The following is a 24,045-nucleotide window of genomic DNA, read 5'->3' as shown; positions in this document are numbered from 1 at the left end:
GTTCCACCTCTGGGGGTCATTCTAGGCATCGCAATTAGCCAAAACAGGGGACAGGCTCTCTTTCCGCTGATCCCCCACAATGGTGCGAAGCATTGTCTGTTCCAATGTATAAATTATTTTATTTTAATATTTAAATAAAATGAAAAAGATCTGTCGAACATTTCTTCGATCAAAATGGAATAGGGGCTCATTCCAATCGAATGAACCCCTCCGGGCCAGATCATCCCCCGGGCACACCACTGACTCGTCGCGGCCTGTCTTTCAGCAGATCAGCTTGGGGACGGAACCTTCGCGTCCCGCTCCCGCGGCATCAGGCTCACGGTGGCGGCGAGGCCGATGGCCAGCAGGATGCGCAGGAAGAACAGGTTGCGGCTGAGGCTGTGGGCCTTGTTGTAGGCCACGCGGTCCGCATGGTCCGGGGCCAGGCTTTCCACGGGCGCGTTGATGCGCGCGCGGATGGCGTGGACCTTCGGCGTGACGACGAAGCTGCTGGCCAGGCACATGAGCAGAGCCACCAGCAGGCCCGCGCTCCAGAGGCGGATGGGGCCGATGATCTCTTCGTGGATCTCGGCGGCCCAGCGGCCCGCCCAGCTCAGGCCGGCGAAGGCGAAGACGACCCAGGCCGTCCAGTCCAGGCGGCCGATGATCAGCCCCGCGATGTGGCCTGCCACGTCCCGGCTGGGCAGTTCCTGGAAGAAGACCGGCGCGGAGAAGACGCCGAAGCCGAGGGCGGCTCCGGCCCACAGGAGGAGCAGAACCTGGGTGGCCTGGTCGAGACGGCGGAGGGTGCTGGGGCTCATGGGTTCCTGAAGGTCAGACGTGATGGCCGGGCTTGGTTCGGGCAGCACGTGGGGGGACGCAAAGGGCGCGATTCCCGGGCGGTCCCCCCTCGTTCACGTTAAAACGGCGCTACCACTCGTTGTAGGGGATGCCGTTCTCGCCCTTGTCCGTGGATCCGCTGCGCACTCTGAACACGCCCAGTTCGGCGTCAGGGTTGTCGGGATCCGGCGGCTCCAGTTCGGTCTGCCAGGTGTCCCGGGACTGGGTCATGGGATCCATGGGCATGTCGCGCAGGTAACCCAGTTCCTTGAGGGGGGCAAGGCTGGAGGGATACTTGCCGCGATCGGCGCGGTACTGCTCCAGGGCGTGGTTGAGCTGGAACAGGTTCTCCTTCAGCACGGCTTCCCGCGCCACCAGCGTCTTGTGGCGGTAGCCCGCCAGGCCCACGGTGGCCAGCAGGGCCAGAATCGTCATGACGACGATCAGTTCGATGAGGGTGAACCCGCGCTGGCGGGAAGGGTCGAGTGGCATGGCTTAACCTTACCGTGACTCGAGCCCGCCCGCGCCGGGCTTGGTGGGTGGGGCTGATAGGATAGACGACCGATCCATGATCATCACCCAGGCTTCCGATTCCTCTTCCGGGGTCCCCATGTGCGCGCTCCCATTCCGTGCCCCCCAGGCGATGACGATGGCGTTGTGCGGCGTCCTGCTGGCCCTGGGTTCCGCCTGCAAGCGTCCCGAGACCGCCCTCCGGGAGAAACCGGTGCAGCGGGTGGAGCTGGTCCAGACCGTTCCTGGGATGACGCCAGAGGAGGAAAAGGCGCTGGTGGCGCAACTCAGCGAAGGCCTCGGCGTGCCAGTCGAAGCTGCGAAACCGACGGCGGATTCCGTTCGGGTCTTTCGTCTCACCCTGAGCGGGGAACCCAATCCGAACGTGGAACGGGGCCGCTGGAAGGCGGTGCTCGTCTCCACAGGCTATGGGGCCCTGTTCGGGGCGCTCTGCCCAGCCATCGCCTTCACCTTCTGGCAGACCTGGAGGTCAGCCGCCATCGCCACCGGAGCCGGAGCCCTGATCGGCCTGGGCTACGGCCCGACTTGGTACGAGCACAACCAGGCCTCGCTCAAGGAGCTGGGCTACCTCCCCTGGCAGTTCAAGGACGAATGGGAGGTGCTGGAGCGCAGGGGAGACCGGCAGGAGGTGGTGGCCAGCAGCGAAACGGTCTGGCTCTTCGGGGGGAATGGCACGCCCTACCTGGATCTGAAGCCCCACCTGAAACCCCTGCCCGAAGGTTCGCGGAGCGAGGCCAACATCCGGCAGGCCAGCCTCCGAGCCTACGCAGAAGCCCTTGTGCAGCATGTCCGGAACAAGAAGTGAGGGGCCGCGAAACCTCTTAGAGAACGCCCCGCTTTTTCTGATCCAGCTCGATGGTCGCGACCGCCGGGTGACGGAGCAGGCTCCGGGGGAGCCTGCGAAGTCGGGACCCGGCGAGGAGCGAATCAGGATTGGGGGATTACAGCACGCCCCTCTTTTTCTGATCCAATTCAATGGAGTCGTACAGCGCCTGGAAGTTGCCCTCTCCGAAGCCCATGTTCCCCCTCCGCTGGATGATCTCGAAGAACAGCGGTCCGATCTGGTCTTCGGTGAAGATCTGCAGCAGGTACCCGCTTTCGTCGCCGTCGATCTGGACGCCGAGATCCTTCACGGTGGCGAGGTCCTCGCGCACGCTGTAGCCGCCCTTGGTGATGCGGCCGGGCAGCAGCTCGTAGTAGGTGTCGGGCACCCGCAGGAATTTAAAGCCCTGCTCACGCAGCGTGCGCAAGGTGTGGAAGATGTCGTTGGTGGACATGGCCACATGCTGGACGCCCTGGCCCTTGTGGCGGTTCACGTACTCCTGCACCTGGCTCTTCTCGTCCGTGGGCTGGTTGATGGGGATGATCACCTGGTTGTTGGCGCTCTGCACGACCTTGGAATCCAGGCCCGTGCCCAGGGCGCCGCGGATGTGGAATTCGCGGGTGACGACGAAGCCGTAGACGCGGCCGTAGAAGTCCACCAGGGCCTCCATCTCGGCGGGGCCAACGTTGTTCGTCAGGTGATCCACGCGCACCAGGCCGGGATCGCAGAGGGCCGGGGCGGGATCGTGAGAGAGGTCGGGCCAGAAGGCGGAGAGCTCGCCGCGGCGCTCCACGAGGAAGTTCCAGACCTCGCCCACGCCCTGGATGGCCGCGAAACGGAGGGTGCCTTCGCCGAGGACATGGACCTGCGGTTCGAGCAGGACCTTGGCCTGGCTCGAGCGCGCGTGCGCGAGGGCGGCGTCCAGGTCCTCCACGAGAAAGCTGAGGGCGCAGACCCCCTCGTCGTGGTTCTGGAAATAGCGCCCGGCGGGATGGGAGGGATCGGCTTCGTAGATGAGGATGTCCATGCGCTGCTGGCGCATGTGCACGAAGCGGCCCCAGACGGCCTGGCCGCTGGCGATGCGCGCGAAGCCGATGCGGCGGTACAGCGGTTCCAGCCGACCGATGGAACCGGTCAGCTGGAAGTGGTCGATGCGGTGAAGGCCCATGGGATTGGTGGCGGGCTGGGCCTCCATCGGGGCGCTGAGGGCGAAACTGGGTGTGGACATGGCGATTCCGATCCTGAAAGGCGTGCTTCCAGTGTGGGGGCGCCGACACGTGACGAGGGTCACACCGTGAATGATTACTTCTTTGTAATCAAGATTTGAATACCATTGAGTCGAATATGAGTGACTTTGGAAAAGGGTTCGGCACAGGGTCTCTTTTGGGGGCAGGGTCAGGCCACGGGAGGCGGGGAAACCTTGACGTAGCCGCGGCCTTCGACGATCAGGCCATTCCGCACGCGCATCACGTTGAGGCCCCGGACCGAGGTCTCCTCGCCTGGGCCCCAGCAGTAGCGCCAGAAGATGAGGGCTTCCTCGCCGAAGACGCGCACCTCCTCCTCCTGGAACCAGCCGTTGGGGTCGCCGGCGATGCCTTCCCACACGGCCAGGCAGGCCGCGCGACCGACGTGTCGCGAGCCATTCGGCGCGGGCTGGGTGTTTTCAAGCACGCAGTCCTCGGCGATGAGATCGGCCAGCAGGGCGGGCTCGTGGCGCTGGAAGGCCTGGTTGAAACGATGGATCACCTGGGCGGTCTGTTCGGATGGGGTCGTCATGGTTTCCTTTGCGGGTGAAGGGGTTTCGAGATTTGCGAGATCTCAGGGGGCGCCGGAGCCAAGACTAGAAGCGATACAGGACGGAATCGGTCCTAATAAGGAGAAAGAACTGGAGTCCATCACCAAAAAAAGGGCCCGCGATGCGGGCCCCTTCACTGTGCGAATGCGAACTAGCTGAGCGAGGTGGCGATCACCTTCTCCTTGCTGAAGAACTCTAGGATGTCCCCTTCCTTCAGCTCGTCGTAGCCGTCGAGGGAGATGCCGCAGTCGAGGCCATTCTTCACCTCGGACACGTCCTCCTTGAAGCGCTTGAGGTTCTTGAGGCCGCCCTCGAAGAGGACTTCCTCGCCACGCTTCACGCGCACCTTGTAGGCCTTCTGCACCTTGCCTTCGGTGACGAAGGAGCCGGCGATGACGGCGCGGCCGATCTTGAAGATCTGGCGCACCTCGGCCTGGCCGTGGATGGTCTCCTTCTCGGTGGCGTCCAGCATGCCGACCATGGCCTGCTCGATCTCCTCGGTGACCTTGTAGATGATGTCGTGGAAACGCAGGTCCACGCCCTCTTCCCGGGCCAGTTCCTCGGTCTTCTTCTCGGCCTTGGTGTGGAAGCCGATGATGGTGGCCTTGGAGGCTTCGGCGAGCAGCACGTCGTTCTCGGTGACGGTGCCGGCGGCGCTGTGGATGATGCGCACGCGAACCTTCTCGGTGCTGAGGCGCTCCAGCTGGCCCACGAGGGATTCCACCGAGCCCTGGGTATCTGCCTTGATGATGAGGGGCAGTTCCTTGACCTGGCCGTCCTTGAGGGTGCTGAACAGGGTCTCCAGCGTGGCGCGCTGCTTCTGCTGGGCCGCCTGCTTGGCCTTCTCCTGGCGGAAGGAGACGATGGTGCGGGCCTTGCTCTCGTCCTCAACCACCTGGAAGTTGTCGCCGGCGCTGGGCACTTCCTCGAAGCCGAGGATCTGCACCGCGCTGGAAGGACCAGCCTCGGTCACGCGGGCGCCCAGGTCGTTGAACATGGCGCGGACGCGGCCCATGGTGGCGCCGGCCACGAAGATGTCGCCGGCCTTCAGGGTGCCGTTCTGGACGAGGACCGTGGCCACGGGGCCGCGGCCGCGGTCGAGCCGGCCTTCGATGATGGAGCCGGCGGCGGGGCAGTCGTAGACGGCCTTCAGTTCCTTCAGGTCCGCCACGAGCAGCAGCGTCTCAAGCAGTTCGTCGAGGCCCTGCTTGGTCTTGGCGCTGACGAGGACGGCGGGCACGTCGCCGCCGTAGGCCTCGGTCTGGACGCTGTGCTGGAGCAGGCCCTGCTGGACCTTGTCCGGGTTGGCGCCGGGCTTGTCGATCTTGTTGACGGCCACCACGAGGGGCACGTCTGCGGCCTTGGCGTGGTTGATGGATTCCACGGTCTGGGGCATGACGCCGTCGTCGGCGGCCACCACCAGGACGGCGATATCCGTGACCTTGGCGCCGCGGGCGCGCATCTTGGTGAAGGCTTCGTGGCCCGGGGTGTCGAGGAAGACCACCTGGCGCATCTCACCGGTGTTGGGATCCTTCACGTCCACGTGGTAGGCACCCACGTGCTGCGTGATGCCGCCGGCTTCGCCCGCCGCCACCTTGGTCTTGCGGATGGCGTCGAGCAGCGAGGTCTTGCCGTGATCGACGTGACCCATGATGGTCACGACCGGGGGACGGCTCAGTTTCTCGCCCTGCACCTCGCCGGACTCGTCGGCGGAAATCTGGACGTCCTCTTCGAAGGAGACGATGTCGGCCAGGAAGCCGAACTCGCGGGCGATGTCCTTGGCCATCTCGGTGTCGAGGGGCTGGTTGATGGTGGCGAAGATGCCGCGGTGAAGCAGCTTGGCCACCACGTCCTTGGCGGGGCGGTTGCACTTCTCGGCGAGCTCCTTGACCGTCACGCCTTCGGACAGCATGACGATGCCGATTTCCTCTTCAATGTACTCGGTGGCCACCTGCTGGGCGCGGGAACGGGGCTGGCGGAGCTTGAGGTCGAGTTCCTCCTCCTTGCTCCGGACGTAGCCGCCCTTCTTCTTCTTGCCACCCTGGTGGAGGCCGCGACCGGGGCCCTTCTGGCTGTTGGGGTCGATGGGACCTGCGGCGGGGAGGGAGGGCCCGCGGCCAGGACCGCCGGGGCGGGGGCCACCCATGCCGGGACGGCCGCCGGGACCGCCGGGACGACCGCCGGGACCACCGGGACGGCTGCCCATGCCGGGACGGCCAGGACCGCCGGGTCCGCCGGGGCGGCCACCGGGGCCGCTGGGCCGGCTGCCGGGCGCAGGGCGGGCCTGGGGCAGCTGGATGTAGCGGGCGGGTTCGGTGGACCGGGGCGCGGGGGCCGGGGTGTCCGAGGTCTTGATGCGGCTGAAGCCCTGGTCCGGGCGCATCTCGGTGATGGCGGGCGGAATGTAGGGACGGCGCGAGGGCTGGGGCGGTGCGGGGGGCTCGTGGCGCACTTCGCCGCGGCCCGTGTTGGTCGCCATCTGCAGGACGGCCTTTTCCTTCTGGGGCATGCCGGAGCGCTGGACGTTGGCCGGGGACTGGCCAGGACGCTGGACGATGGGGCGCGCACCGGCCTCGGGGCGCGGACCGCCGGCGGGCTGGTTCGGACCTGAACCCGCAGGCTGGACCGGGCGGGCGCCGGGGCCCGAGGGACGCGCCGGAGGCAGCTGGATGTAGCGGGCGGGCTTGTCCTCGCGGGGCGCCGGGGCCGGCGTCGCGGTGGAGATCTTCAGGCGGGAGAAGGTTTCCACGGGCTCGGCGGAGGCAGGAGCCGCGGCCTTGGCCGGGGCAGCGGGGACCGGAGCCGCGGGCGTTTCGGCCGCCGCGGGGGCGGGGGCCGGCGTCACCACAGGCGCGGGCGCCGCGGGGGCGGCAGCCTTCACTTCGGGCCGAGGCTCGGCTTTCGGCTCGGCCTTCAGCTCGACTTTGGCTTCGGCGGCGGTCTCGGGCTCGGGCCGGGGTTCGGGCTTCGGTTCAGGCCTGGCTTCGGGTTTGGGCTCGGCCTTCTTCACCAGCACCGCGGGGGCGGGCTTGGGGGCCTCGGCCTGAGGCTGGGCCTCGGGTTTGGCCTCGGCACGAGGTTCGGCCTTGGGCTCGGCGTGGACCGGCGCAGGGGCCTTCACCACCTTCACGGCGGCGGAAGGCTTGTGCAGGGCGAGGGGGGGAGCTTCATCTTCTCCCTTGTGCTTGCCCTGGAATCCCCGGCGGATCTGGTCCGCCTGGTCATCGGTGAGGTTGGAGCTGTGGCTCTTCCCTTGGAGGCCCAGACGCTTCTCAGCGGCCTCGATGACCTCCTGATTGGCGACTCCGAGCTCTTTGGCGAGTTGGTTGATACGCAGCATGTAAGCGGATTACCTCGGCCTGGGGGTGGGAAACGGGAAGGGCTGCAGGACTACAGCCTACTCCCCGAAGTGAGCCTGCACGGCATCGATGAGACGGAAGGCCAGATCCTGATCCATGCCTTCCACCTGCATGAGCTGCTCGGCAGTGACAGTGTAAAGGGATTTGGCGTCGGGATAGCCCGCATTGGCGAGACGTTCCGCCAGGGCGGCGTCCAGGCCCTCGACGTCGAGCGCGTCGAGCAACGTGGAAGCGGGCGTGGCGACTTCTTCGGCCTCGGAGGCGTCGGAGACGACCTCGGGCAGGGCCAGGCCCATGGCGACTTCCGCTTCGCGGCGCTTGTCGGCCTCGCTGCGGACATCGATGTTCCAGCCCGTGAGCTTGGCGGCGAGGCGCACGTTCTGGCCGCGCTTGCCGATGGCGACGCTGAGCTGCTCGTCGTCCACCACGACCTCGACCCGGCGGCCCTCGGGATCGCCGAGGTTCACGCGGATGGCCTTGGCCGGGTTCAGCGCGTTGGCGATGAACTGGGCCGCGTCGTCCGAGTAGCGGACGATGTCGATCTTCTCGTTCTTCAGTTCGCGAATGATGGCCTGCACGCGGCTGCCCTTGAGGCCCACGCAGGCGCCCACGGGATCGACGTCGGGATCGAGGCTGTGGACGGCCACCTTGGCGCGGTCGCCGGCTTCGCGGACGCAGTTGCGGATGACGACGGTGCCGTCATGGATTTCGGGCACTTCGTTCTCGAAGAGCTTGATGAGCAGCCGCGGATCCGTGCGGCTGACCTGCACCTGGGGATCCTTGGCGCTGCGGTCGACGCTGACGATGACGACCTTGATGCGCTGGCCCTTGTCGAAGCGGTCACCGCGCAGTGCCTCGCTGCGGCGCAGCATGGCTTCGACGCGGTCGATCTCGAGAATGATGGCGCTCTTCTCGAAGCGCTTGACCTCGGCCACCACCACCTCGCCGATGCGGTCGGCGAACTCGGTGAAGATGCGCTCGCGCTCGGCCTCGCGGACCTTCTGCACGAGCACCTGCTTGGCGGCCTGGGCGGCGATGCGGCCCAGCTGGCTGGTGTCCTGGGGCAGCCAGAGGGTGTCACCCTCGGCGGCGTCGGGGTTCAGCGTCTGGGCTTCGGTCAGGCTGATCTCGAGGTCCTCCTCTTCGACCTCGGCCACGACCTGCTTCAGGGCGTAGACGTGGAACTCGCCGGTCTCCCGGTCCATCTGGGCCTGGAAGTTGCCGTAGAAATCCTGGGCGTTGAAATACTTGTCCGCGGCCTTGGCCAGGGCTTCTTCCACCGCGCCAAAGACATCCTCTTCGGGGATGCCCTTTTCAGCGGCGATCATCTTCACGCTGTCGAAAAAGGTCGTTGCGACGTTTGCCATCTCAGGCCTCCTCTTCATCGACGACGCTTGTCTCTACGCCGTCGGCATCGGGAACTTCGGTGAACTTCGCGGTCAGGTGCTTGGGCCGCGGGGTCTTCTCTTCGTCAAAGGGCGCGAGCCGCGCCTTCTGGATGGCTTCGATGGGGACGACCTTGAGCACGCCGTCCTCTTCGAGGGTGACATTGCCGTCGGCCACGGGGCCGATCCAGCCCTTGAAGCGCTTCTGCCCGTTGATGGGCGCAGCGGTCTGCACGCGGCAGAGACGACCAGCGAAGCGGCGGAAGTGATCGGCCTTCACGAGCGGGCGCTCCATGCCGGGGCTGCTGACTTCCACGCCGAGCTTTTCGCGCAGGTCGGGGAATTCGACATCCATCCACAGCAGCAGGCCCTCGTGGGCCGCCGTGCAGTCGTCCAGGGTGACCTTGCGATGGCTGGTCTCGGCATCCAGGTGGTCGATGTAGAGGCGCAGCAGCTCGTCCTTGCCCTCGCGGGCGGTCTCCAGATGCACCAGCTCGTAGCCCAGCAGGGCCAGCTGGCGTTCGAGGGGCGGCTGCACCTTCTTCAAGTCCACTGAGACTCCGATAGAACAACAAAAAAGGTGGGACGAACCCACCCAGTCTTGGCACCCGAGTGGGGAAGCCATGGCCGAATTGACCCTGGAGTCTAACGCTCTTTGCTTGGAATCTCAAGGGAAGGGAATGCCGCAGAGGGGCCCATCTGTGAAAAAACTTGATGGGGGCCACAGCTGCCCTGGGATTCAATGGAAGTCGGAGGAACCATGGCCACGATCCTGGATGGCAAAGCGCACGCGGACCGCATGCTGGAGGCGGTGCGCCTGGGCGTCGAGGCCCGAAAGGCCAAGGGGTTGAGGGCACCGGGCTTGGCGGTGGTGCTGGTGGGCGACGACCCGGCCAGCCACGTCTACGTGCGCAACAAGTCCGCGGCCTGCGCCAAGGTGGGCATCACCTCCTTCGAGCACCGTCTGCCCGCAGATACGGCCCAGGCGGATCTGGATGCCCTCATCGACCGGCTGAACGCCGATCCCGGTGTGGACGGCATCCTCGTGCAGCTGCCCCTGCCCAAGGGCCTGGATTCCAAGCGGGCCTTGCACCGCATCAGCCCCGAGAAGGATGTGGACGGCTTCCATCCCATCAACCAGGGCCTGCTGCTGGAAGGGCTGCCGGGCCTGCGCCCCTGCACGCCCAGCGCCTGCATGTCCCTGCTGGCGCACCACGGCGTGGACCTCAAGGGCATCCGTGCCGTGGTGCTGGGCCGCAGCGAAATCGTGGGCAAGCCCATGGCGCTCATGCTGCTCGAGCAGCACGCCACCGTGACCATCGCCCACAGCCGGACCAAGGATCTGCCGGCCGTCTGCCGCGAGGCGGACCTCCTGGTGGCCGCCGTGGGCCGGCCGGGCCTCGTGGAAGGCTCCTGGCTCAAGCCCGGGGCCGTGGTGGTGGACGTGGGCATCAACCGGGTGGAAAGCCTCAGCCTGGGCGAGCAGATTTTCGCCGCGGAGCCCAAAAAACTTGAAAACCTCAAGACCAAGGGCGCCGTGCTCTGCGGAGACGTGCGTTTCGGAGAAGCGATGGACGTGGCTTCTGCCGTGACGCCCGTGCCCGGCGGCGTGGGCCCCCTCACCATTGCAGGGCTCCTGACCAACGCGCTGATGGCCGCCGACCGGAACCGCTAGGCCGGGAGCAAAACCAGCCCGCTGGGGCGGGAACGGGCATTTTCGCAAGGGCAGCTTCTCATGGGACATGCCATTCGTTCCGAATGTCATGCTAGGTGAATCCTTCAACCCACCCAGTACACCCCCTCCATGCCCTGTGAGCCTTTCGGCTGTCCTGACCATGTCCCAGACCCCCCTCCCAGCCCACCGTGGCGGCCCAGGCCGAGACCGGGCGGGATCCTGTCGCGTGTGCGGATGAGCAGCTTGATGCCATGCCTGTGCGCGGTCTTGGTGCTGAGCGCCGGGACCGGAGCCCCGGCGCTGGAGAAACCCACCGAGTACTCCAGCAAGGCCAAGATCCTGCTGATGATCCTTCCTTACATCCAGTGGCCCTCCGAAGCCAATTGGAAGGAGGAGCCCTTCAAACTCGCGGTCCTCGGGGAATCGCCCTTCGGAACCCGCCTGGACGAGGGCACCCAGTCGCTGACCGTCCACCACCGGCCCATCCAGATCCGCTACATCTCCAAGGTCCGCGACGCGGAGGGCTGCCAGGCCCTGTTCATCTGCGCCTCCGAGCAGCGCCGCATCGACGGGATCCTCTCCTGGACGGAAGGCAAGGAGATCCTCACCCTCTCCGACGATGAATCACTCGCCCGGAAGGGTGTGATCCTCAACCTGCTCCTGGAGGGAGGCTACGTGCGGCTGGTCGTGAACCCCGAGGCGGCGCGCCGCTCCAACCTGCTGCTGGGATCCCGGCTGATGTCCCTCGCGAAGCCGATTTCCGCGCCAAGGCCGACCCCGTGACCCCGCCCCTTCTGTCTGCCCTGGCCCAGCCGAAGACCTCGCTTCGGCGCAAGGCCATGCTGCTGGTGCTCGGGACCACGGCCTCGGCGCTGATCCTCGGAGCGGCCGTCTTCCTCGCCTTCGAGAGCTACGCGGCGCGGAAGGCCGATGCGGCCGCTCTGTATTCCCTGGCCGAGATCATCTCGTTCAACCTGGCGGCGCCCGTCACTTTTGACGACCAGCATGCCGCCGAGGAGATCCTCCGGCCCCTGAAGACCCACGGCCACCTCACCCGGGCCGCGGCCTACTCGGCGCTGCTGGACGAACTGGCGACCTACCCGGCGGGACAGCCCCTCCATCTCCAGCGCAAGCTCAGCCTGGATGACCGGATCTGGTTCGAGGAGGGACGCCTCCGCCTGATCAAGCGGATCTACACGCCGGAAGGCCGGGTCGTCGGTCTGCTCTTCCTGGAGATGGACCAGACGGAACGCTGGCACCGGCTCGTGAACACGGCCCTGTTCCTGCTGGCGGTCATCACGCTGGTGGGCATCCTCGTCTGGGCCCTGGGCCGGCGCTGGGTGGACGTGATCACGGCGCCCGTGCTGGATCTGGCCGAAGTGGCTTCGCGCGTGTCGAGCACGCGGGACTTCAGCCTGCGCGCGAGCGTGACGCCCTCCGATGACGAGATGGGCGTGCTGGTGGGCGCCTTCAACGGCATGCTGGAACGGATCCAGATCCAGGACCGCCGCCTGGAAAGCCAGCGGGACCAACTGGAAGTGCAGGTCGCCACCCGCACGGCCGAGCTGATGAGCGCCAACAACGAACTGCTCATCGCCAAGGAGCGGGCCGATGTGTCCAACAAGGCGAAGAGCTCCTTCCTGGCGAACATGAGCCACGAGCTGCGCACACCCCTCAATGCGATCCTGCTCTACAGCGAGCTGATCCGCGAAGAAGCCGAGGAGGCCGACCAGAGGGGGATCCTCTCGGATGCTCAGCGCATCGAGAGCTCGGGCCGACACCTGCTGAGCCTCATCAACGACATCCTCGACCTGTCGAAGATCGAGGCGGGGAAGATGACTGTGAACCGGGACGCCTTCGAGGTGCTGCCCCTCATCAAGGACGTGCTCAGCACGGTGGGCCCCCTGGCCGCCCAGAACGCGAATTCGCTCCACCTGGAGGCGGACCCGGCCCTGGGCTCGATCATTTCGGATGCCACCAAGGTCCGCCAATCCCTGTTCAACCTGCTCAGCAACGCCTGCAAGTTCACCAGGCAGGGCCAGATCACCGTCCGGGCCTACCTGGCCGTTCCCGAGGGTCTGGACGCGCCGTGGCTCCACATCGCCGTGGAGGATACGGGCATCGGCATCAGTCCCGAGCAGCAATTGCGGATCTTCAACGAGTTCATCCAGGCCGAGGAGAACACCACCCGCCAGTTCGGCGGAACGGGCCTGGGCCTCGCCCTCAGCCGGAAATTCTGCCAGATCCTGGGCGGCGACATCCGGCTCCACAGCGAACTGGGCAAGGGGGCCCTGTTCACCATCGTGCTGCCCACCGCGCCCGTGGAGGCCGCTCCGGAGCCGCCGCCAGCCGCTCCCAAGGACCCGCGGGTGGCCCCGGTGGTGGTTCGCGGGCCCATCCTCCTGGTGGACGACGATCCCTTCCTGCTCAACGCCCTGTCGAGGCTGCTCGTCCTCGATGGCCACGAAGTCCTGACGGCCTCCGACGGCGCCGAGGGCCTGCGCCTGGCAGCCGAGCACCAGCCGGGCCTCATCGTGCTCGACGTCATGATGCCCCACATGGATGGCTGGACCGTGCTCAAGACCCTCAAGGTCGATCCCCTGCTCGCGCGGATCCCGGTGGTCATGCTGACGATCCTCGACGAAGCCGAGAAGGGGCTGGCGCTCGGCGCCGTGGAATACCTCTTCAAGCCCATCGACCGCGCCCAGCTCACGAGCGCGCTGAAGAGGTTCCGGCCCTCGGATGCGCCCGCCCGGGTGCTCGTGGTGGAAGACGATCTGCCCACCCAGCAGGCGGTCCAGCGGAGCCTGCTGTCCGAAGGCTGGGAATCCTGGCCCGCCATGGATGGCATCGCGGCCATCGATCACCTGAGGAAGGAAACCCCCAGCGTGATCCTGCTCGACCTGATGATGCCGGGCATGGATGGTTTCAGCTTCCTGGCGGAAAAGCAGCGCAACCCCGATTGGGCAGACATTCCCGTCATCGTGCTGACTGCCCGCGATCTGTCCGATAAGGAACGTGACCGCCTGCGCCAGGCCCAGGTGGCGGCCGTGCTCCAGAAGGGACTCTATTCGAAAGGCGAATTGATGGACGAAATCCGCCGGGCGGTGCAACGTGGCCTGGGTGACGGACTGGAGAGGGACCTTTCATGACCACACTCCTGCTGGTGGAAGACAACGAGATGAACCGCGATGCGATCTCGCGCCTGCTGGAACGGAGGGGCTTCACGGTGCTCACGGCCGTGGACGGCGAAGAGGGCATCCAGCTCTGCGAGGAGAAACAGCCGGACCTGGTGCTCATGGATCTGGGACTGCCCGGCATCGACGGCTTCGAGGCCACCCGGCGCATCAAGGCCAATCCGCAGACCGCCCGCATTCCGGTGGTGGCCCTCACGGCCCGCGTCCTGACCTCCGATCAGGAGGCGGCCTTCGCCGCCGGTTGCGACGACTACGACACCAAGCCCGCGGACCTCACGCGTCTGGTCGGCAAGATCCGCGCCCTGCTCGGGACTTCCGGTGCGCCATGAACCCCCTGGCTCCCGCCCGGATCCTCGTGGTCGACGATGCGGATTTCAACCGGGAGGTGATGACCCGCATCCTTGAGCGGGAGGGCTACCGGGTCGAGACGGCCGCGGACGGGGCGGAGGCCCTGCAAAAGCTGTGTGAAACCCCCTTCGACATGGTCCTGCTCGATGTGATGATGCCGGGCGTGGATGGGCTCCAGGTGATCCGGACCATGCACGACGACGAAGGCCTGAAGCACCTTCCGGTGATCATGCTCTCGGCCCTCAGCGAGCAGGAGACGGTGCTCAAATGCATCCAGCTCGGGGCCCAGGACTACCTGTCCAAGCCCATCAATCAGCAGCTGCTGAAGGCGCGTATCTCCGCCTGCCTGGAGAAGAAGCGCAGCCACGACCTGGAGAGGGAATACACGCGTCGCGTCGAGTCCATGGGCGCCCAGCTGCAGCTCGTCAACGAACGCCTGCGCCAGGCGAATCAGATCAAGACGCGCTTCCTCGCCACGGCGGCCCACGACCTGAGAAATCCTCTGGGAGGCATCCTTCTCATGGCCGATCGCATCTGCGAAGAAGCTGAGCAGGGGCGGGTCGGAGAGGCCGCCCTGGGCCAGGCCGTCAGGATCCACGACATGGTCCAGCGGATGATCCAGATCATCAACAGCGTGCTGGATTCCGCGGTCCAGGAGATGGGCGAGGTGAACCTGACCTTCGAGATGACGAATGTGGGGGACCTAGTGCACCGCGTCGTCCAGGAAAACGAAACCTACGCCGACAGCAAGGGCATCCGCCTGATCTACCTGGAGACCTTCGCCGCGGAATGCTGGGGGCAGATGGACCAGCTGAGGATCTCCCAGGCCATGGACAATCTCGTGAACAACGCCATCAAGTATTCGCCCTTTGGAAGCACGGTGCGCGTCGAGCTGGGCCTTCGCATCGTCGATGGCCAGGACCGCGTCCACATCGAGGTGCGGGACCAGGGGCCTGGGCTGAACCCCGAGGACATGGAACAGGTCTTCGGCCCCTTCCAGCGCCTCTCCGCCCGGCCCACGGGGGGCGAGTACAGCACGGGCCTGGGCCTTTCCATCGTCAAGCAGATGGTGGAACTGCACGGCGGCTGGGTGTGGGTCGAAAGCGGACCCGGCCAGGGCGCGGCCTTCATCGTGGAGCTCCCCCTCCGCGACGAGGTGGCCACCGGCTCCACGCAAACCTAGGCTTTCTATGGATCGCCGCGATCCGGCGGTTGGCTAAGGACAGAGCCCGCCATCGACGTTGACGATCTGGCCGCTCATGTAGCTGGCCCAGTCCGAGCAGAGGAAGGCCACGACGCCGGCCACCTCCTCGGGCTCGCCCTCGCGCTTGAGGATGGTGGGCGCGAGCATGGCCTTGCGCTTCTCTTCGGGCACGTCCTGGGTGAGTTCCGTGTGGATGAGGCCCGGGTTGACCGCGTTCACCAGCACGCCGAAGGGCGCCATCTCCCGCGCCAGGCTCTTGGTCAGGGCGATCACGGCGCCCTTGCTGGCGCCGTAGTTGGTCTGGCCCGCCTGCCCGATGATGCCCGTGGGGCTCACGATGTTGACGATGCGGCCCCACTTGCGGGCCATCATGCCGCGCACGAAGGCCTTGGTGGCGTAGACGGTGCCGCGGAGGTTCACGTTCATGACCTCCTCCCACTTCTCGTCGCCCATGAGGATGAAGGGGCCGTCCTGCCGCGTGCCCACGTTGTTCACGAGGATGTCGACGGGCCCGAGTTCGGCCTTCACGCGGTCCGCGGCGGCCTCCAGTTCGGCCTTCACACGCACGTCCGCCAGCACGGTCATGGCACGCCGGCCCATGCCGCGAACCTCGTTCGCCACCGCCTCGGCCAGGTCCAGGTTCTTCTGGGCGTGCACCACCACATCCGCGCCCCAGCGGCCCAATTCCACGGCGATGGCCCGCCCGATGCCCCGGGAGGATCCGGTGACCAGGGCGATGCGGCCGAGCAGGGGAGGTTGGTTGAAGGGCATGGCGCAACTCAAAGGCAACAGATTAGGATGCACCAGGGGGGAAAGCATGTCCAAGGATCTGGTCAGCCCTGACGTCATGGAGGCCTTCCTGAAGGCGCATCCGGATTGGGTCGCGCAGGGCGATTCCCATGGGCTGACGCTGCGCCGCCGCTACGTGTTCTCGGCCTACACCCGCGGGGTCGGCTTCGTCGTCGCGGCCGCCGAGCACGCCGAAAAAGTGAACCACCACCCCGATCTCACCCTCGGGTACCGCTGGGTCGTGGCCGTGCTCAGCACCCATGTCAGCCTGGGCGTGACTCAGCGCGACCTGGATCTGGCCGAGGCCCTGGACCGGATGTACCTGGATCACATTTGACCGACCGCCGGATCGCGGAGCAGACTGCGGGGCAGTCTGCGAAGCGAGGATCCGGCGAGGAGGCTCCATCGCCACGAGGCTAAGGCCGAGTGGGAGGCTGCTCCGGGGGAGCGGCCGTCCGATGGAGGTCATGCCACGAAACCGCCGGATCGCGGCGCTCACTTCACCGTGGATCCGCTCGGCGGGAGGCGGTTGAATCGCTCCTGCATGGACTTGACCTTCGTCAGGTCGAGTTTCTGCGGGCTGCTCGGATCGTTGGCCATGATCTCGTTTAGTTCGAGCGCCTGGTGTTTCGGCGGAGGTACCAGCCAGGCCCTGGACAGGCTGGCGCGGAGCTCGCCGAGGTAGAGCGCGAAAGCTTCGTGCCGCGGCGTCGTGGCGGGCATCAGGTCCCAGACCTCCACGGTGGCCTGGCCCCTGCGGAGCCGGGGCGTGGCCGAGCCCGGGGTCTGCGCGAGCACCCCCAGGATCAGCCCATCCCAGCAGCCCTTCGGCGCGAGGCGGATGTCCGTCGCGGAATCCCCGCCCAGATGCGTTCGCAATTCCAGGGAGGGGAGTGGCGCCGCCTCCTGGGCGACCAGGAGGGTGGCGGAGAGCAGCGCGGTCAGGAGGGCGGGACAGGGGCGCATCGAATCAGGGATGCCGCGAGAGGGGCCTAGGGTTTCCGAGGCTTGGGCTTGCCCGTGCGTGGCGCGAACTTGCCCGCGGGGCGGCTGCCAGGGCCCTCCCGGCGGGGGCCCGAAGGCCGCTCGCCGGCGCCGAAGCTGCGGCGCGGACGCTCGTCGGTCTCTTCGCGGCGGGGACGCGCGGGGCGCTCACCGGGCCGTGCGGCGGTGCGAGAAGGACGGGCCTCGCCGTCTTCGCGGCGCGGGCGGGCGGGGCGGTCACTGGCACCAAAGCTGCGGCGCGGACGTTCTTCCTCGCCATCGCGGCGGGGACGGGCGGGACGCTCGCTGGGGCGCGTAGCGGTGCGGGGTGGGCGGGCCTCGCCATCCTCACGGCGCGGGCGGGCGGGACGGTCACTGGCACCGAAGCTGCGGCGAGGACGTTCCTCATCTCCCTCGCGGCGGGGATGCGCGGGGCGGTCGGTGCTGCCGAAGGCGCGCTTGGGGCGGGCTTCTTCATCATCGCGACGGGGCCGGGTCGGACGCTCGGCGGCGCCGAAACTGCGGCGGGGACGTTCTTCATCACCGTCGCGGCGGGGACGCGCGGGACGATCAGCACTGCCGAAGGCGCGCTTGGGGCGGGCTTCTTCATCGTCGCGACGGGGCCGGGTGGGACGCTCGGCGGCGCCGAAACTGCGGCGAGGACGTTCCTCATCACCCTCGCGGCGGGGACGCGCGGGGCGGTCGGTGCTGCCGAAGGTGCGCCGGGGGCGATCCTCGCCCTCATCCCGCCGGGGACGGTTGGGGGCGTCTTCGTGATCCTCGTAGCGCTTGGCCCGGGCCACGCGCTTGAGCTTGTGATCGCGGCTTTCGGTGGGCTTGAAGATGCCTTCCTCGCCCTTCACGCCGATGCTCGCCCGGACGATGCGGGCCTGGTTGCGCAGGGCCTTGAGGGCCGCTTCCATGTCCGCGGGCATGGGGGCCGTGACGGTGACCTGCTCTTCGGTGATGGGGTGCTTGAAGCCCAGCAGTTCGGCATGCAGAGCCTGGCGGTCCAGCAAAGGACTTTCGGTGCCGTAGACTTGATCGCCGAGCAGGGGGAAGCCGCGATCCGCGAACTGCACGCGGATCTGGTTGCGCCGTCCGGTCTCGAGCTTGACTTCCACCACGGTGTGGCCCGGTAGGCGCTCGATGACGCGGTAGTGGGTCACGGCCTCCTTGGCGCCCGCGGGCATGCGCTTGCCGCCGCCGGGGCCCTTGCGGACCTTGGCCACGGACATCTTGAGGGACTTGGCGTGCTCGATGAGGTGTCCAGCCAGCGTGCCGCTGTTCTCGGGCAGCTCACCCAGGAGGATGGCGTAATAGACGCGCTGGAGGCGGTGCAGTTCGAAATGCTTCTTGAGGCCGTGGAGGGCCTCGGGGGTCTTGGCGAAGACGAGCACGCCGCTGGTGAAGCGGTCGAGGCGGTGCACGATGTAGAGGTTGAAGCGCTTGAAGCCGCGGCGGCGATAGGACTCGGTGATGGCCTCGGCCAGGTTGGGCTCGTTGCCCTGTTCGGCGGGCACGGTGAGAAGCCCGGCGGGCTTGTAGACGAAGAGGAGGTGGTTGTCCTCCCACAGGGTTTCGAAGGGGCCGGCCTGCAGCTTGCGAGCCGGGGGCAGCACCTCATAGGTCTGCTCGGGGTCGAAAGCGACCTTCACCGTGTCGCCGGCCTTCAGCCGGTGCCCGTGCTTGTCGGCGGTCTCGCCGTTCACGGTGACGCAGTGGCCGTCGATGAAGCCCTTGGCCTGCCGGTGGCTGATGACCATGATCCGATGCAGTTCCGAAGCCAGGGCCGCGCCCTCGTGTTCAGCCTGCCATTCCCGTTCGATGCGTGCCATGGCGACGCCCTCCGTCTTCGCCCCGCGTCCCTGATCAACGCCAAGCGGACATCCAGCAGACCATGGAACGTCGTTTCCGCCTAACGAAAAGGGGGAGCGGCGAGCCGCTCCCCCTTTTGCGGGCGATGATTAAGACTACTTCTTCTCACTCTTGGCGAAATCGCCGGCCTTCACGATCACGAGCCGCGAGGGATCGAGGTATTTCTTCAGGGCGGCGTTGATCTCATCGAGCTTCAGGGCCTTCACCTTGGCTTCCAGGTCGGCCTGGAAAAGGATGGGCCGGTCCAGGTACAGCGAGCCGCTCAGCCAGCCGGCGATTTCCTTGTCGTCCTGGCGCTGGGTTTCTTCGCCCTGCAGCCAGGTCTTGCGCGCGAAATCCAGTTCCTCCTGGGTGAAGCCGTCCTTGAGGGCCTTCTGCACTTCCTCGTGGAAGGCCGCCTCCAGCTTCGCGGCGTTCTGGGGTGCGTAGATGGCGTAGGCCTGCCAAACCGTGAAGGGATCCTGGCTGCTCACGTTGACGAAGGCGCCGGCGCCATAGCTGAAGCCCTCCTTCTGCCGCAGGCGTTCGGCGATGCGATTCTTCAGGGGGGCGCCGCCGAGCACCATGTTCGCCATGAGGAAGGCGGGGTAGTCGGCATCCGTGTCCTTCATGGCCCAGCGCTCCGAGGCGAGGAAGATGGCCATCTGCTTGTCGGGCGTTTCCAGCACCTTCACCTGACCCGGCACCTCCTTCAGGCGGGCGGGGATGCGCGTGTAGGGCGTGGCGGCCTTCCAGGAACCGAAGAGCTCGGTGACGAGACTCTGGACCTCCTTCGGATCGAAATCGCCCGAAGCCGCGAAGGTGGCGTGGTCCGCTCCGTAGAAGGCCGTGTGGAAGGCCTTCAAGCCCTCGACCTTGGCGGCTTTCAGATCCTCGAGCTGGGTCCCGAGCGAGCGGTAGGCCATGGGGTGGCCCGCCGGGAAGGCGTCGAAGATTTCGCGCGTGAGTTCCATGGCCCTGGCCTGGGGCTCCTGGCGCTGAGCCTCGATGCCCGTGGCCTGCTGCTTCAGGAGCGTATCCAATTCAGAAGCCGGGAAGGCGGGCTCGCGCAGCACTTCGGCCGCCAGCTTCAGGGCCTCGGCGAGGTGCTCCCGAGGCACGGTGATCGAGGCGTTGGCGGAGGTGGCGCCGCCGCTGATCATCACCTCGGCCTTCATCTTGTCGAAGGCGTCGGCGATCTCTTGGCGCGAATGCTTGAGCGTGCCGCGCATGAGCATGGCGCCCGCGAGGCCGGGCAGGGCGGCCTTGTTCTGGAGGCTCGCCTCGTCCCCGAAGTGCAGTGTGAGCTGGATCGAGGCCATGCCGCCCTTGGTCTTCTTGGGGAGCAGGGCGCCCTTCAGGCCGTTGGGCGCGGTGAAGCGGAGGGTGCGCTGGTCCACGTTGGCGGGGCTGGCGTCGAAGGCCTCGCCCTGGGCGATCACCTGCTTGCCCTTGTAGTCCTTCACTTCGGCGGCGATGTCAGGCACGGCGGGCGCCGTGGTGCGGTCGGGCTTTTCGGTGGGGACGTACTGGGCGAGGGTGCGGTTGCTGGGCTTGAAGTAGGCGGTGGCGGCCGTCTGCACCTGCTCCAGGGTGAGGCTCAACATGCGGTCGCGATCCAGGAACCAGGTGCGCCAGTCGCCGACGGCCATGGCCTCGCTGAGGCTGATGGCCATGTTCTTGGTGTCCGAGAGCGCCTGGTCGATACCCTTCTGGGCCTGGGTCCTGGCGCGGTCCAGTTCGGCCTGGGTGAGGGGCTTGTCCTTCAGGCCTTCGATCTCACGCAGGAGGGCCTCCTTGGCCTTCTCCGCGTCGCCATCCTTGGGCAGCACCGCGCCGAACATCTGGATGCCGGGTTCAAAGGTGGAGAAGGAGACGGGAAAGACCTGGGCCGCCAGCTTGGTTTCCACGAGGGCCTTGTAGAGGCGTCCGCTGGGCGCGTCCGTCAGGATGGAGGCGGCCATGTCCGTGGCCGTGCGGTCCGGGTGGGCGCCGGGGGCCGTGTGGTAGCCCGCCACCAGCAGAGGCACGCCGCCGACGCGGCGGATGGTGACGAAGCGCTCGCCGTCCTGGGTCGGTTCCACCGTATACGTGGGTTCCAGCGTGCGGGCGGGCTTCGCGAGCTTTCCAAAGGTGGCGTTGATGTAGGCCAGGGTCCTGGGTTCGTCGAACTTGCCCGCGACGACGAGGATCGCGTTGTCGGGCTGGTAGTACTTCTGGTAGAAGGCGCGCAGGTGATCGACGTTCACATGCTCGATGTCGCTGCGGGCGCCGATGGTCGTCTTCCCGTAGTTGTGCCAGTCGAAGGCCACGGACTGGACGCGGAGGATGGTGGTGCGGAAGGGGTTGTTCTCGCCCGATTCGAACTCGTTGCGCACCACCGTCATTTCGCCGCTCTTGCCGTCCTTGCCCCACAGCGTCTCGGCGGTGAACGTGCTGTTCAGCATCCGGTCCGCTTCCATGTCGAGGGCCTTCTTCAGGTTCTCTTCGGAGGCGGGAAAGGAGACGTAGTAGTTCGTGCGGTCCATCCAGGTGGTGCCGTTGGCGTCGCCGCCGAGTTCGTTGAGGATCTTCCAGATGTCGGGCCGGTCCTTCGTGCCCTTGAAGAGCATGTGCTCCAGCAGGTGGGCCATGCCCGTCTCGCCGTAGTGCTCCATGCGGCTGCCCACCATGTACGTGATGTTCGTGGTGGCGGTGGGCTTGCTGGCGTCGGGATAGAGCAGCACACGCATGCCGTTGGCCAGGCGGTACTCGGTGATGCCTTCGACCGAAGCTACCTGGACGGGCGCGGGCTGGGGCTGGGAGGCGGCCGTCTTGGCGGTCTTGGCCTTGGGGGCGACCTTGGCTGGCGGAGCGGATGGCTTGGGGGCGTCTCCCGCCACCAGCGCGAAGGCCAGGGCCCCGCATAGGGGCAGCACGAATCGACGGGAGAAGGGCATGAAGCCTCCAAGCTGTGAAAGATCCCTCTGAGGGAGTGCCCAAAGCTTACAAGTAGGGTGCAGGGGCAGTGGTTAAATTATGTTAAGAGATCTTAAGCTCGTGAATTTGCACGCTCAGATCGAGGTCGAGTGAAGCAAATGGATGAGCCGGGCCTGCCATTCCCGGCGGAGGTCCTCCAGTTTTAGCCCCTTGCCCCGGTTCGGCGCGCCCTGCAGCAAGCCCTGGGCGCTGGGGTGGGGCAGGGAGCACAGGTCGATGGCCGGGGCCTCGGGAAGGCGGCTGAGCACCCATTCCGCGCGCTTGCCGAAGGCGATGACCCGCAGGGGCGTGGCACGTCCGGCCAGGGCCCGGCCAAGTTCTTCGGACAACCGGGCCAGGTTGGCGGGGTCGAGCAGGTCGCGGTTCGAAGGCGCGTGGAAATGCTCGCCATCCTTGGTGGGGCAGGCCGGAAAGGCGTTGCTGAGGGCCGTGTCCCGCAGGCGCGGCGCCAGGCCCAGGGCCTTGAAGCGGGCCCCGTCCCAGTCCTCCCAGGCGGCTTCGGGCACCTCGGCGCGGCCGGTGGCCGCGAGGGCGCGGTAGACCGTGATGCCTGCGCCGTCCCCCCAGAAGGGGATGCCGGACTGATCGGCGCCGCGGGGGCCCGGGGCCTCGCCGAAGAGCATGATGGAGACTGGGCCGGCCTCGGGAAACAGGGCGGGCACGGCGTGGCCGCGGATGCGGGACATGCTAGACCTCGGAGGCGTGGAAGGCCGCGGTGAGCGCGTCGAGCTGCGAGGCGGTGATCTGATTGGACGAGGTGGCCCGCTGAGCGCAGGCGTGGCGCGCCGCCAGTTGGCCCCGGAGCACGGCTTCTTCGAGGGTCCTTCCCTCCAGCACGTGGCTGGCGAGGAAGCCCGCCGCCAGGCTGTCCCCGGCGCCATTCGTATCCACCACGGGGGCGGGCAGGGACAGGGCCGGAAAGGTGCGGATCCCCTCCCGCGTGCCCAGGGCGCAGCCCTTCGCGCCCAGTCCGCAAAGTACCGCACGCGCGGGACCGGCCTTCAGGAACGCGAGGATCGGGCGGGCCGGATTGGGGTGGTTCACCGACGAAAAGAAGAGGATGTCCGATAGGCGGATGTAGTCCGACCGGTAGGGATCCTTGAGATCGACGACGTCCTGCAGGTCGCAGGCGATGGTGAGGCCCGAATCCCGCGCCAGGTCCCGTGCGATGGGCAGGAGGCGGCGGGTCCAGTTCGCCAGGTGGACGTGGACCAGCTTCGCGCGGGCCAGGAGCGCGCGGCAGGCCTCCAGATCGATCTCGAGGTCCATGTGGCCCTTCGCGTCATAGAAGTTCTTCCGCCGCCCATCGGTATACATGAGGTTCACGCTGCGCGCGGTGCCGGCGGGATCGTGCCCCAGCAGGCTCGTGTCGATGCCATCCGCGGCGAAGGCTTCGCGCACCAGGCCGCCCGCCCAGTCGTCGCCGACGTGGCCGATGAAGGCGGTGCGGTATCCGAGGGCGGCATAGGAGCGGGCCGCGTAGACGCCGGCCTGGCCCGCGCAGTCGAGGTTCTCCGTGAAGTTCGCCTCCACTTCGAAATCGATGCCCGGCTTGGGGAGGAAGACGTTCGTATCCACCCCGGCGTTGCCGATGACGACGACGTCGAGGTCCCGGCCCCGGCTCTCGTTCGGGTGCGCCGAATGAGCCGTCACTGGGGCTGCCCCTCCTTCATGAGCGCCGAGAGCGCCTTGAACTGGGGGTGATCCTTGTCCCGCGCCCATTCGAAGGCCACGGACTCGTGGTTGGTGAGCGAGGCGCCGGCGGCGGCCATGCGCTTCAGCGCGTATTTGCGGTATTCCTCGCCGCGGCCGCTGATGGCGTCCCAGCAGAGGTGCACCTCGTGGCCCGAGGCCAGGAGTTCCAGCACGGTCTGCATGACGCAGACGTGGGCTTCGATGCCGGCGATGACAATCTGGCGCTTGGCGGGCGCCAGCCCCGGACGGGCCTGCTGCAGCAGGTTTTCGAAACCCGCGTCACCGCAGCATCCAAAGGCGGTCTTCTCCTGGAAGAAGGTGGGCGTGGAGAGGCTGTCGTAGACCTTGCGCAGGCTTTCCTCCGTGGGGCCGAGGCCCTTGGGATACTGCTCCGTGAGGACCACGGGCACCTCGAACAAATCCGCCAGGCGCATCAGGCGGCGGGCGGATTCCAGCACCATGCCGGGGCGGTGCACCATGTGAACAAGCTTCCCCTGGAAATCGATCAGCACGAGGATGCTGCGGGAGGCATCAAGCAGGGACATGGGCGGCTCCATCGGCGAGACCTTGAGCCTACCGCGCCTTTCCCGAGGCCTCCACGCCCG

At 66.9% G+C, this 24,045-nt stretch carries 21 protein-coding genes; 7 read left to right on the top strand and 14 right to left on the bottom strand.

Going from position 1 to position 24,045, the window contains the following annotated elements:
• Nucleotides 1-269: 269 nt before the first annotated feature.
• Nucleotides 270-800 carry a DUF4149 domain-containing protein gene (locus tag QSJ34_RS07530; RefSeq protein WP_285573334.1) on the bottom strand — a complete coding sequence of 177 codons (531 nt, stop codon included), beginning with the start codon at nucleotides 798-800 and terminating at the stop codon, nucleotides 270-272.
• Nucleotides 801-909: 109 nt separating this feature from the next.
• The gene (locus QSJ34_RS07525; RefSeq protein WP_285573332.1) at nucleotides 910-1,311 is read right to left on the bottom strand and encodes a type II secretion system protein; all 402 of its coding nucleotides are present in this window, start codon (nucleotides 1,309-1,311) and stop codon (nucleotides 910-912) included.
• A gap of 118 nt (nucleotides 1,312-1,429) precedes the next feature.
• Here QSJ34_RS07525 and QSJ34_RS07520 point away from each other — a divergent pair, with 118 nt between their 5' ends.
• Nucleotides 1,430-2,155 carry a hypothetical protein gene (locus QSJ34_RS07520; protein WP_285573330.1) on the top strand — a complete coding sequence of 242 codons (726 nt, stop codon included), beginning with the start codon at nucleotides 1,430-1,432 and terminating at the stop codon, nucleotides 2,153-2,155.
• 136 nt (nucleotides 2,156-2,291) lie between these two features.
• Here QSJ34_RS07520 and hppD read toward each other — a convergent pair whose 3' ends face one another.
• The 5 genes from hppD to QSJ34_RS07495 form a co-directional block, all read right to left on the bottom strand.
• Nucleotides 2,292-3,401 carry a 4-hydroxyphenylpyruvate dioxygenase gene (gene hppD, locus QSJ34_RS07515; RefSeq protein WP_285573328.1) on the bottom strand — a complete coding sequence of 370 codons (1,110 nt, stop codon included), beginning with the start codon at nucleotides 3,399-3,401 and terminating at the stop codon, nucleotides 2,292-2,294.
• A gap of 167 nt (nucleotides 3,402-3,568) precedes the next feature.
• Entirely contained in the window at nucleotides 3,569-3,949 is a 381-nt protein-coding gene (locus QSJ34_RS07510) for a nuclear transport factor 2 family protein (protein ID WP_285573327.1), read from the bottom strand.
• Between the two features lie 170 nt (nucleotides 3,950-4,119).
• A complete protein-coding gene (gene infB, locus QSJ34_RS07505; protein ID WP_285573325.1) occupies nucleotides 4,120-7,308 on the bottom strand; it encodes a translation initiation factor IF-2 in 3,189 nt (1,062 codons plus the stop codon).
• Nucleotides 7,309-7,365: 57 nt separating this feature from the next.
• Nucleotides 7,366-8,694, bottom strand: coding sequence for a transcription termination factor NusA (gene nusA, locus QSJ34_RS07500; protein ID WP_285573323.1), 1,329 nt, complete (start codon nucleotides 8,692-8,694; stop codon nucleotides 7,366-7,368).
• Between the two features lies 1 nt (nucleotide 8,695).
• Nucleotides 8,696-9,265 (bottom strand): ribosome maturation factor RimP, encoded by a 570-nt coding sequence (locus QSJ34_RS07495; protein ID WP_285573321.1) that lies wholly within the window; start codon nucleotides 9,263-9,265, stop codon nucleotides 8,696-8,698.
• A gap of 207 nt (nucleotides 9,266-9,472) precedes the next feature.
• Between QSJ34_RS07495 and folD the strand changes: the two genes are divergently transcribed.
• The 5 genes from folD (at nucleotide 9,473) to QSJ34_RS07470 (ending at nucleotide 15,115) form a co-directional block, all read left to right on the top strand.
• On the top strand, nucleotides 9,473-10,387 hold the full coding sequence (gene folD, locus QSJ34_RS07490; RefSeq protein ID WP_285573319.1) for a bifunctional methylenetetrahydrofolate dehydrogenase/methenyltetrahydrofolate cyclohydrolase FolD: 915 nt from the start codon (nucleotides 9,473-9,475) through the stop codon (nucleotides 10,385-10,387).
• A 246-nt stretch (nucleotides 10,388-10,633) separates the two neighbouring features.
• Nucleotides 10,634-11,170, top strand: coding sequence for a YfiR family protein (locus QSJ34_RS07485; protein WP_285573579.1), 537 nt, complete (start codon nucleotides 10,634-10,636; stop codon nucleotides 11,168-11,170).
• Nucleotides 11,167-13,539, top strand: a complete 2,373-nt coding sequence (locus tag QSJ34_RS07480) for a response regulator (protein WP_285573317.1) — start codon at nucleotides 11,167-11,169, stop codon at nucleotides 13,537-13,539. The genes QSJ34_RS07485 and QSJ34_RS07480 overlap by 4 nt, the downstream gene beginning before the upstream one ends.
• On the top strand, nucleotides 13,536-13,913 hold the full coding sequence (locus tag QSJ34_RS07475; RefSeq protein WP_285573315.1) for a response regulator: 378 nt from the start codon (nucleotides 13,536-13,538) through the stop codon (nucleotides 13,911-13,913). Before QSJ34_RS07480 ends, QSJ34_RS07475 begins: the two co-directional genes overlap by 4 nt.
• Nucleotides 13,910-15,115 carry a hybrid sensor histidine kinase/response regulator gene (locus tag QSJ34_RS07470; RefSeq protein WP_285573313.1) on the top strand — a complete coding sequence of 402 codons (1,206 nt, stop codon included), beginning with the start codon at nucleotides 13,910-13,912 and terminating at the stop codon, nucleotides 15,113-15,115. The genes QSJ34_RS07475 and QSJ34_RS07470 overlap by 4 nt, the downstream gene beginning before the upstream one ends.
• A 33-nt stretch (nucleotides 15,116-15,148) precedes the next feature.
• Here the strand turns inward: QSJ34_RS07470 and QSJ34_RS07465 are convergent, their stop codons facing one another.
• A complete protein-coding gene (locus tag QSJ34_RS07465; RefSeq protein ID WP_285573311.1) occupies nucleotides 15,149-15,907 on the bottom strand; it encodes an SDR family NAD(P)-dependent oxidoreductase in 759 nt (252 codons plus the stop codon).
• Between the two features lie 46 nt (nucleotides 15,908-15,953).
• Here QSJ34_RS07465 and QSJ34_RS07460 point away from each other — a divergent pair, with 46 nt between their 5' ends.
• Nucleotides 15,954-16,262 (top strand): 4a-hydroxytetrahydrobiopterin dehydratase, encoded by a 309-nt coding sequence (locus tag QSJ34_RS07460; protein WP_285573309.1) that lies wholly within the window; start codon nucleotides 15,954-15,956, stop codon nucleotides 16,260-16,262.
• A gap of 158 nt (nucleotides 16,263-16,420) precedes the next feature.
• Here QSJ34_RS07460 and QSJ34_RS07455 read toward each other — a convergent pair whose 3' ends face one another.
• The 6 genes from QSJ34_RS07455 to QSJ34_RS07430 all read right to left on the bottom strand — a co-directional run bounded on the left by QSJ34_RS07455 (nucleotide 16,421) and on the right by QSJ34_RS07430 (nucleotide 23,985).
• Complete coding sequence (locus QSJ34_RS07455) at nucleotides 16,421-16,891, bottom strand: hypothetical protein (RefSeq protein ID WP_285573307.1); 471 nt, start codon at nucleotides 16,889-16,891, stop codon at nucleotides 16,421-16,423.
• A gap of 26 nt (nucleotides 16,892-16,917) precedes the next feature.
• Nucleotides 16,918-18,747: an RluA family pseudouridine synthase gene (locus tag QSJ34_RS07450; RefSeq protein WP_285573306.1), complete on the bottom strand. Its 1,830-nt coding sequence runs from the start codon at nucleotides 18,745-18,747 to the stop codon at nucleotides 16,918-16,920.
• Between the two features lie 135 nt (nucleotides 18,748-18,882).
• Nucleotides 18,883-21,705, bottom strand: a complete 2,823-nt coding sequence (locus QSJ34_RS07445; protein WP_285573303.1) for a M16 family metallopeptidase — start codon at nucleotides 21,703-21,705, stop codon at nucleotides 18,883-18,885.
• A gap of 114 nt (nucleotides 21,706-21,819) precedes the next feature.
• Nucleotides 21,820-22,431, bottom strand: coding sequence for a uracil-DNA glycosylase family protein (locus QSJ34_RS07440; protein WP_285573301.1), 612 nt, complete (start codon nucleotides 22,429-22,431; stop codon nucleotides 21,820-21,822).
• Nucleotide 22,432: 1 nt separating this feature from the next.
• Entirely contained in the window at nucleotides 22,433-23,398 is a 966-nt protein-coding gene (locus QSJ34_RS07435; RefSeq protein WP_285573298.1) for a carbohydrate kinase family protein, read from the bottom strand.
• Complete coding sequence (locus QSJ34_RS07430) at nucleotides 23,395-23,985, bottom strand: isochorismatase family protein (protein ID WP_285573295.1); 591 nt, start codon at nucleotides 23,983-23,985, stop codon at nucleotides 23,395-23,397. The genes QSJ34_RS07435 and QSJ34_RS07430 overlap by 4 nt, the downstream gene beginning before the upstream one ends.
• Between the last annotated feature and the right edge of the window lie 60 nt (nucleotides 23,986-24,045).

This window comes from Geothrix limicola (assembly GCF_030268085.1).
Classification (GTDB): Bacteria; Acidobacteriota; Holophagae; order Holophagales; family Holophagaceae; genus Geothrix; species Geothrix limicola.
Note: the sequence above shows the minus strand (reverse complement) of the source record. Positions and strands in the feature narration are given on the sequence as shown.

Excerpts from the sequence above, each read along its gene's own strand:
- QSJ34_RS07530 (WP_285573334.1), bottom strand. The coding sequence starts at position 800 with ATGAGCCCCAGCACCCTCCGCCGTCTCGACCAGGCCACCCAGGTTCTG.
- QSJ34_RS07525 (WP_285573332.1), bottom strand. The coding sequence starts at position 1,311 with ATGCCACTCGACCCTTCCCGCCAGCGCGGGTTCACCCTCATCGAACTG.
- QSJ34_RS07520 (WP_285573330.1), top strand. The coding sequence starts at position 1,430 with ATGTGCGCGCTCCCATTCCGTGCCCCCCAGGCGATGACGATGGCGTTG.
- hppD (WP_285573328.1), bottom strand. The coding sequence starts at position 3,401 with ATGTCCACACCCAGTTTCGCCCTCAGCGCCCCGATGGAGGCCCAGCCC.
- QSJ34_RS07510 (WP_285573327.1), bottom strand. The coding sequence starts at position 3,949 with ATGACGACCCCATCCGAACAGACCGCCCAGGTGATCCATCGTTTCAAC.
- infB (WP_285573325.1), bottom strand. The coding sequence starts at position 7,308 with ATGCTGCGTATCAACCAACTCGCCAAAGAGCTCGGAGTCGCCAATCAG.
- nusA (WP_285573323.1), bottom strand. The coding sequence starts at position 8,694 with ATGGCAAACGTCGCAACGACCTTTTTCGACAGCGTGAAGATGATCGCC.
- folD (WP_285573319.1), top strand. The coding sequence starts at position 9,473 with ATGGCCACGATCCTGGATGGCAAAGCGCACGCGGACCGCATGCTGGAG.
- QSJ34_RS07485 (WP_285573579.1), top strand. The coding sequence starts at position 10,634 with ATGCCATGCCTGTGCGCGGTCTTGGTGCTGAGCGCCGGGACCGGAGCC.
- QSJ34_RS07475 (WP_285573315.1), top strand. The coding sequence starts at position 13,536 with ATGACCACACTCCTGCTGGTGGAAGACAACGAGATGAACCGCGATGCG.
- QSJ34_RS07470 (WP_285573313.1), top strand. The coding sequence starts at position 13,910 with ATGAACCCCCTGGCTCCCGCCCGGATCCTCGTGGTCGACGATGCGGAT.
- QSJ34_RS07465 (WP_285573311.1), bottom strand. The coding sequence starts at position 15,907 with ATGCCCTTCAACCAACCTCCCCTGCTCGGCCGCATCGCCCTGGTCACC.
- QSJ34_RS07460 (WP_285573309.1), top strand. The coding sequence starts at position 15,954 with ATGTCCAAGGATCTGGTCAGCCCTGACGTCATGGAGGCCTTCCTGAAG.
- QSJ34_RS07455 (WP_285573307.1), bottom strand. The coding sequence starts at position 16,891 with ATGCGCCCCTGTCCCGCCCTCCTGACCGCGCTGCTCTCCGCCACCCTC.
- QSJ34_RS07450 (WP_285573306.1), bottom strand. The coding sequence starts at position 18,747 with ATGGCACGCATCGAACGGGAATGGCAGGCTGAACACGAGGGCGCGGCC.
- QSJ34_RS07445 (WP_285573303.1), bottom strand. The coding sequence starts at position 21,705 with ATGCCCTTCTCCCGTCGATTCGTGCTGCCCCTATGCGGGGCCCTGGCC.
- QSJ34_RS07440 (WP_285573301.1), bottom strand. The coding sequence starts at position 22,431 with ATGTCCCGCATCCGCGGCCACGCCGTGCCCGCCCTGTTTCCCGAGGCC.
- QSJ34_RS07430 (WP_285573295.1), bottom strand. The coding sequence starts at position 23,985 with ATGTCCCTGCTTGATGCCTCCCGCAGCATCCTCGTGCTGATCGATTTC.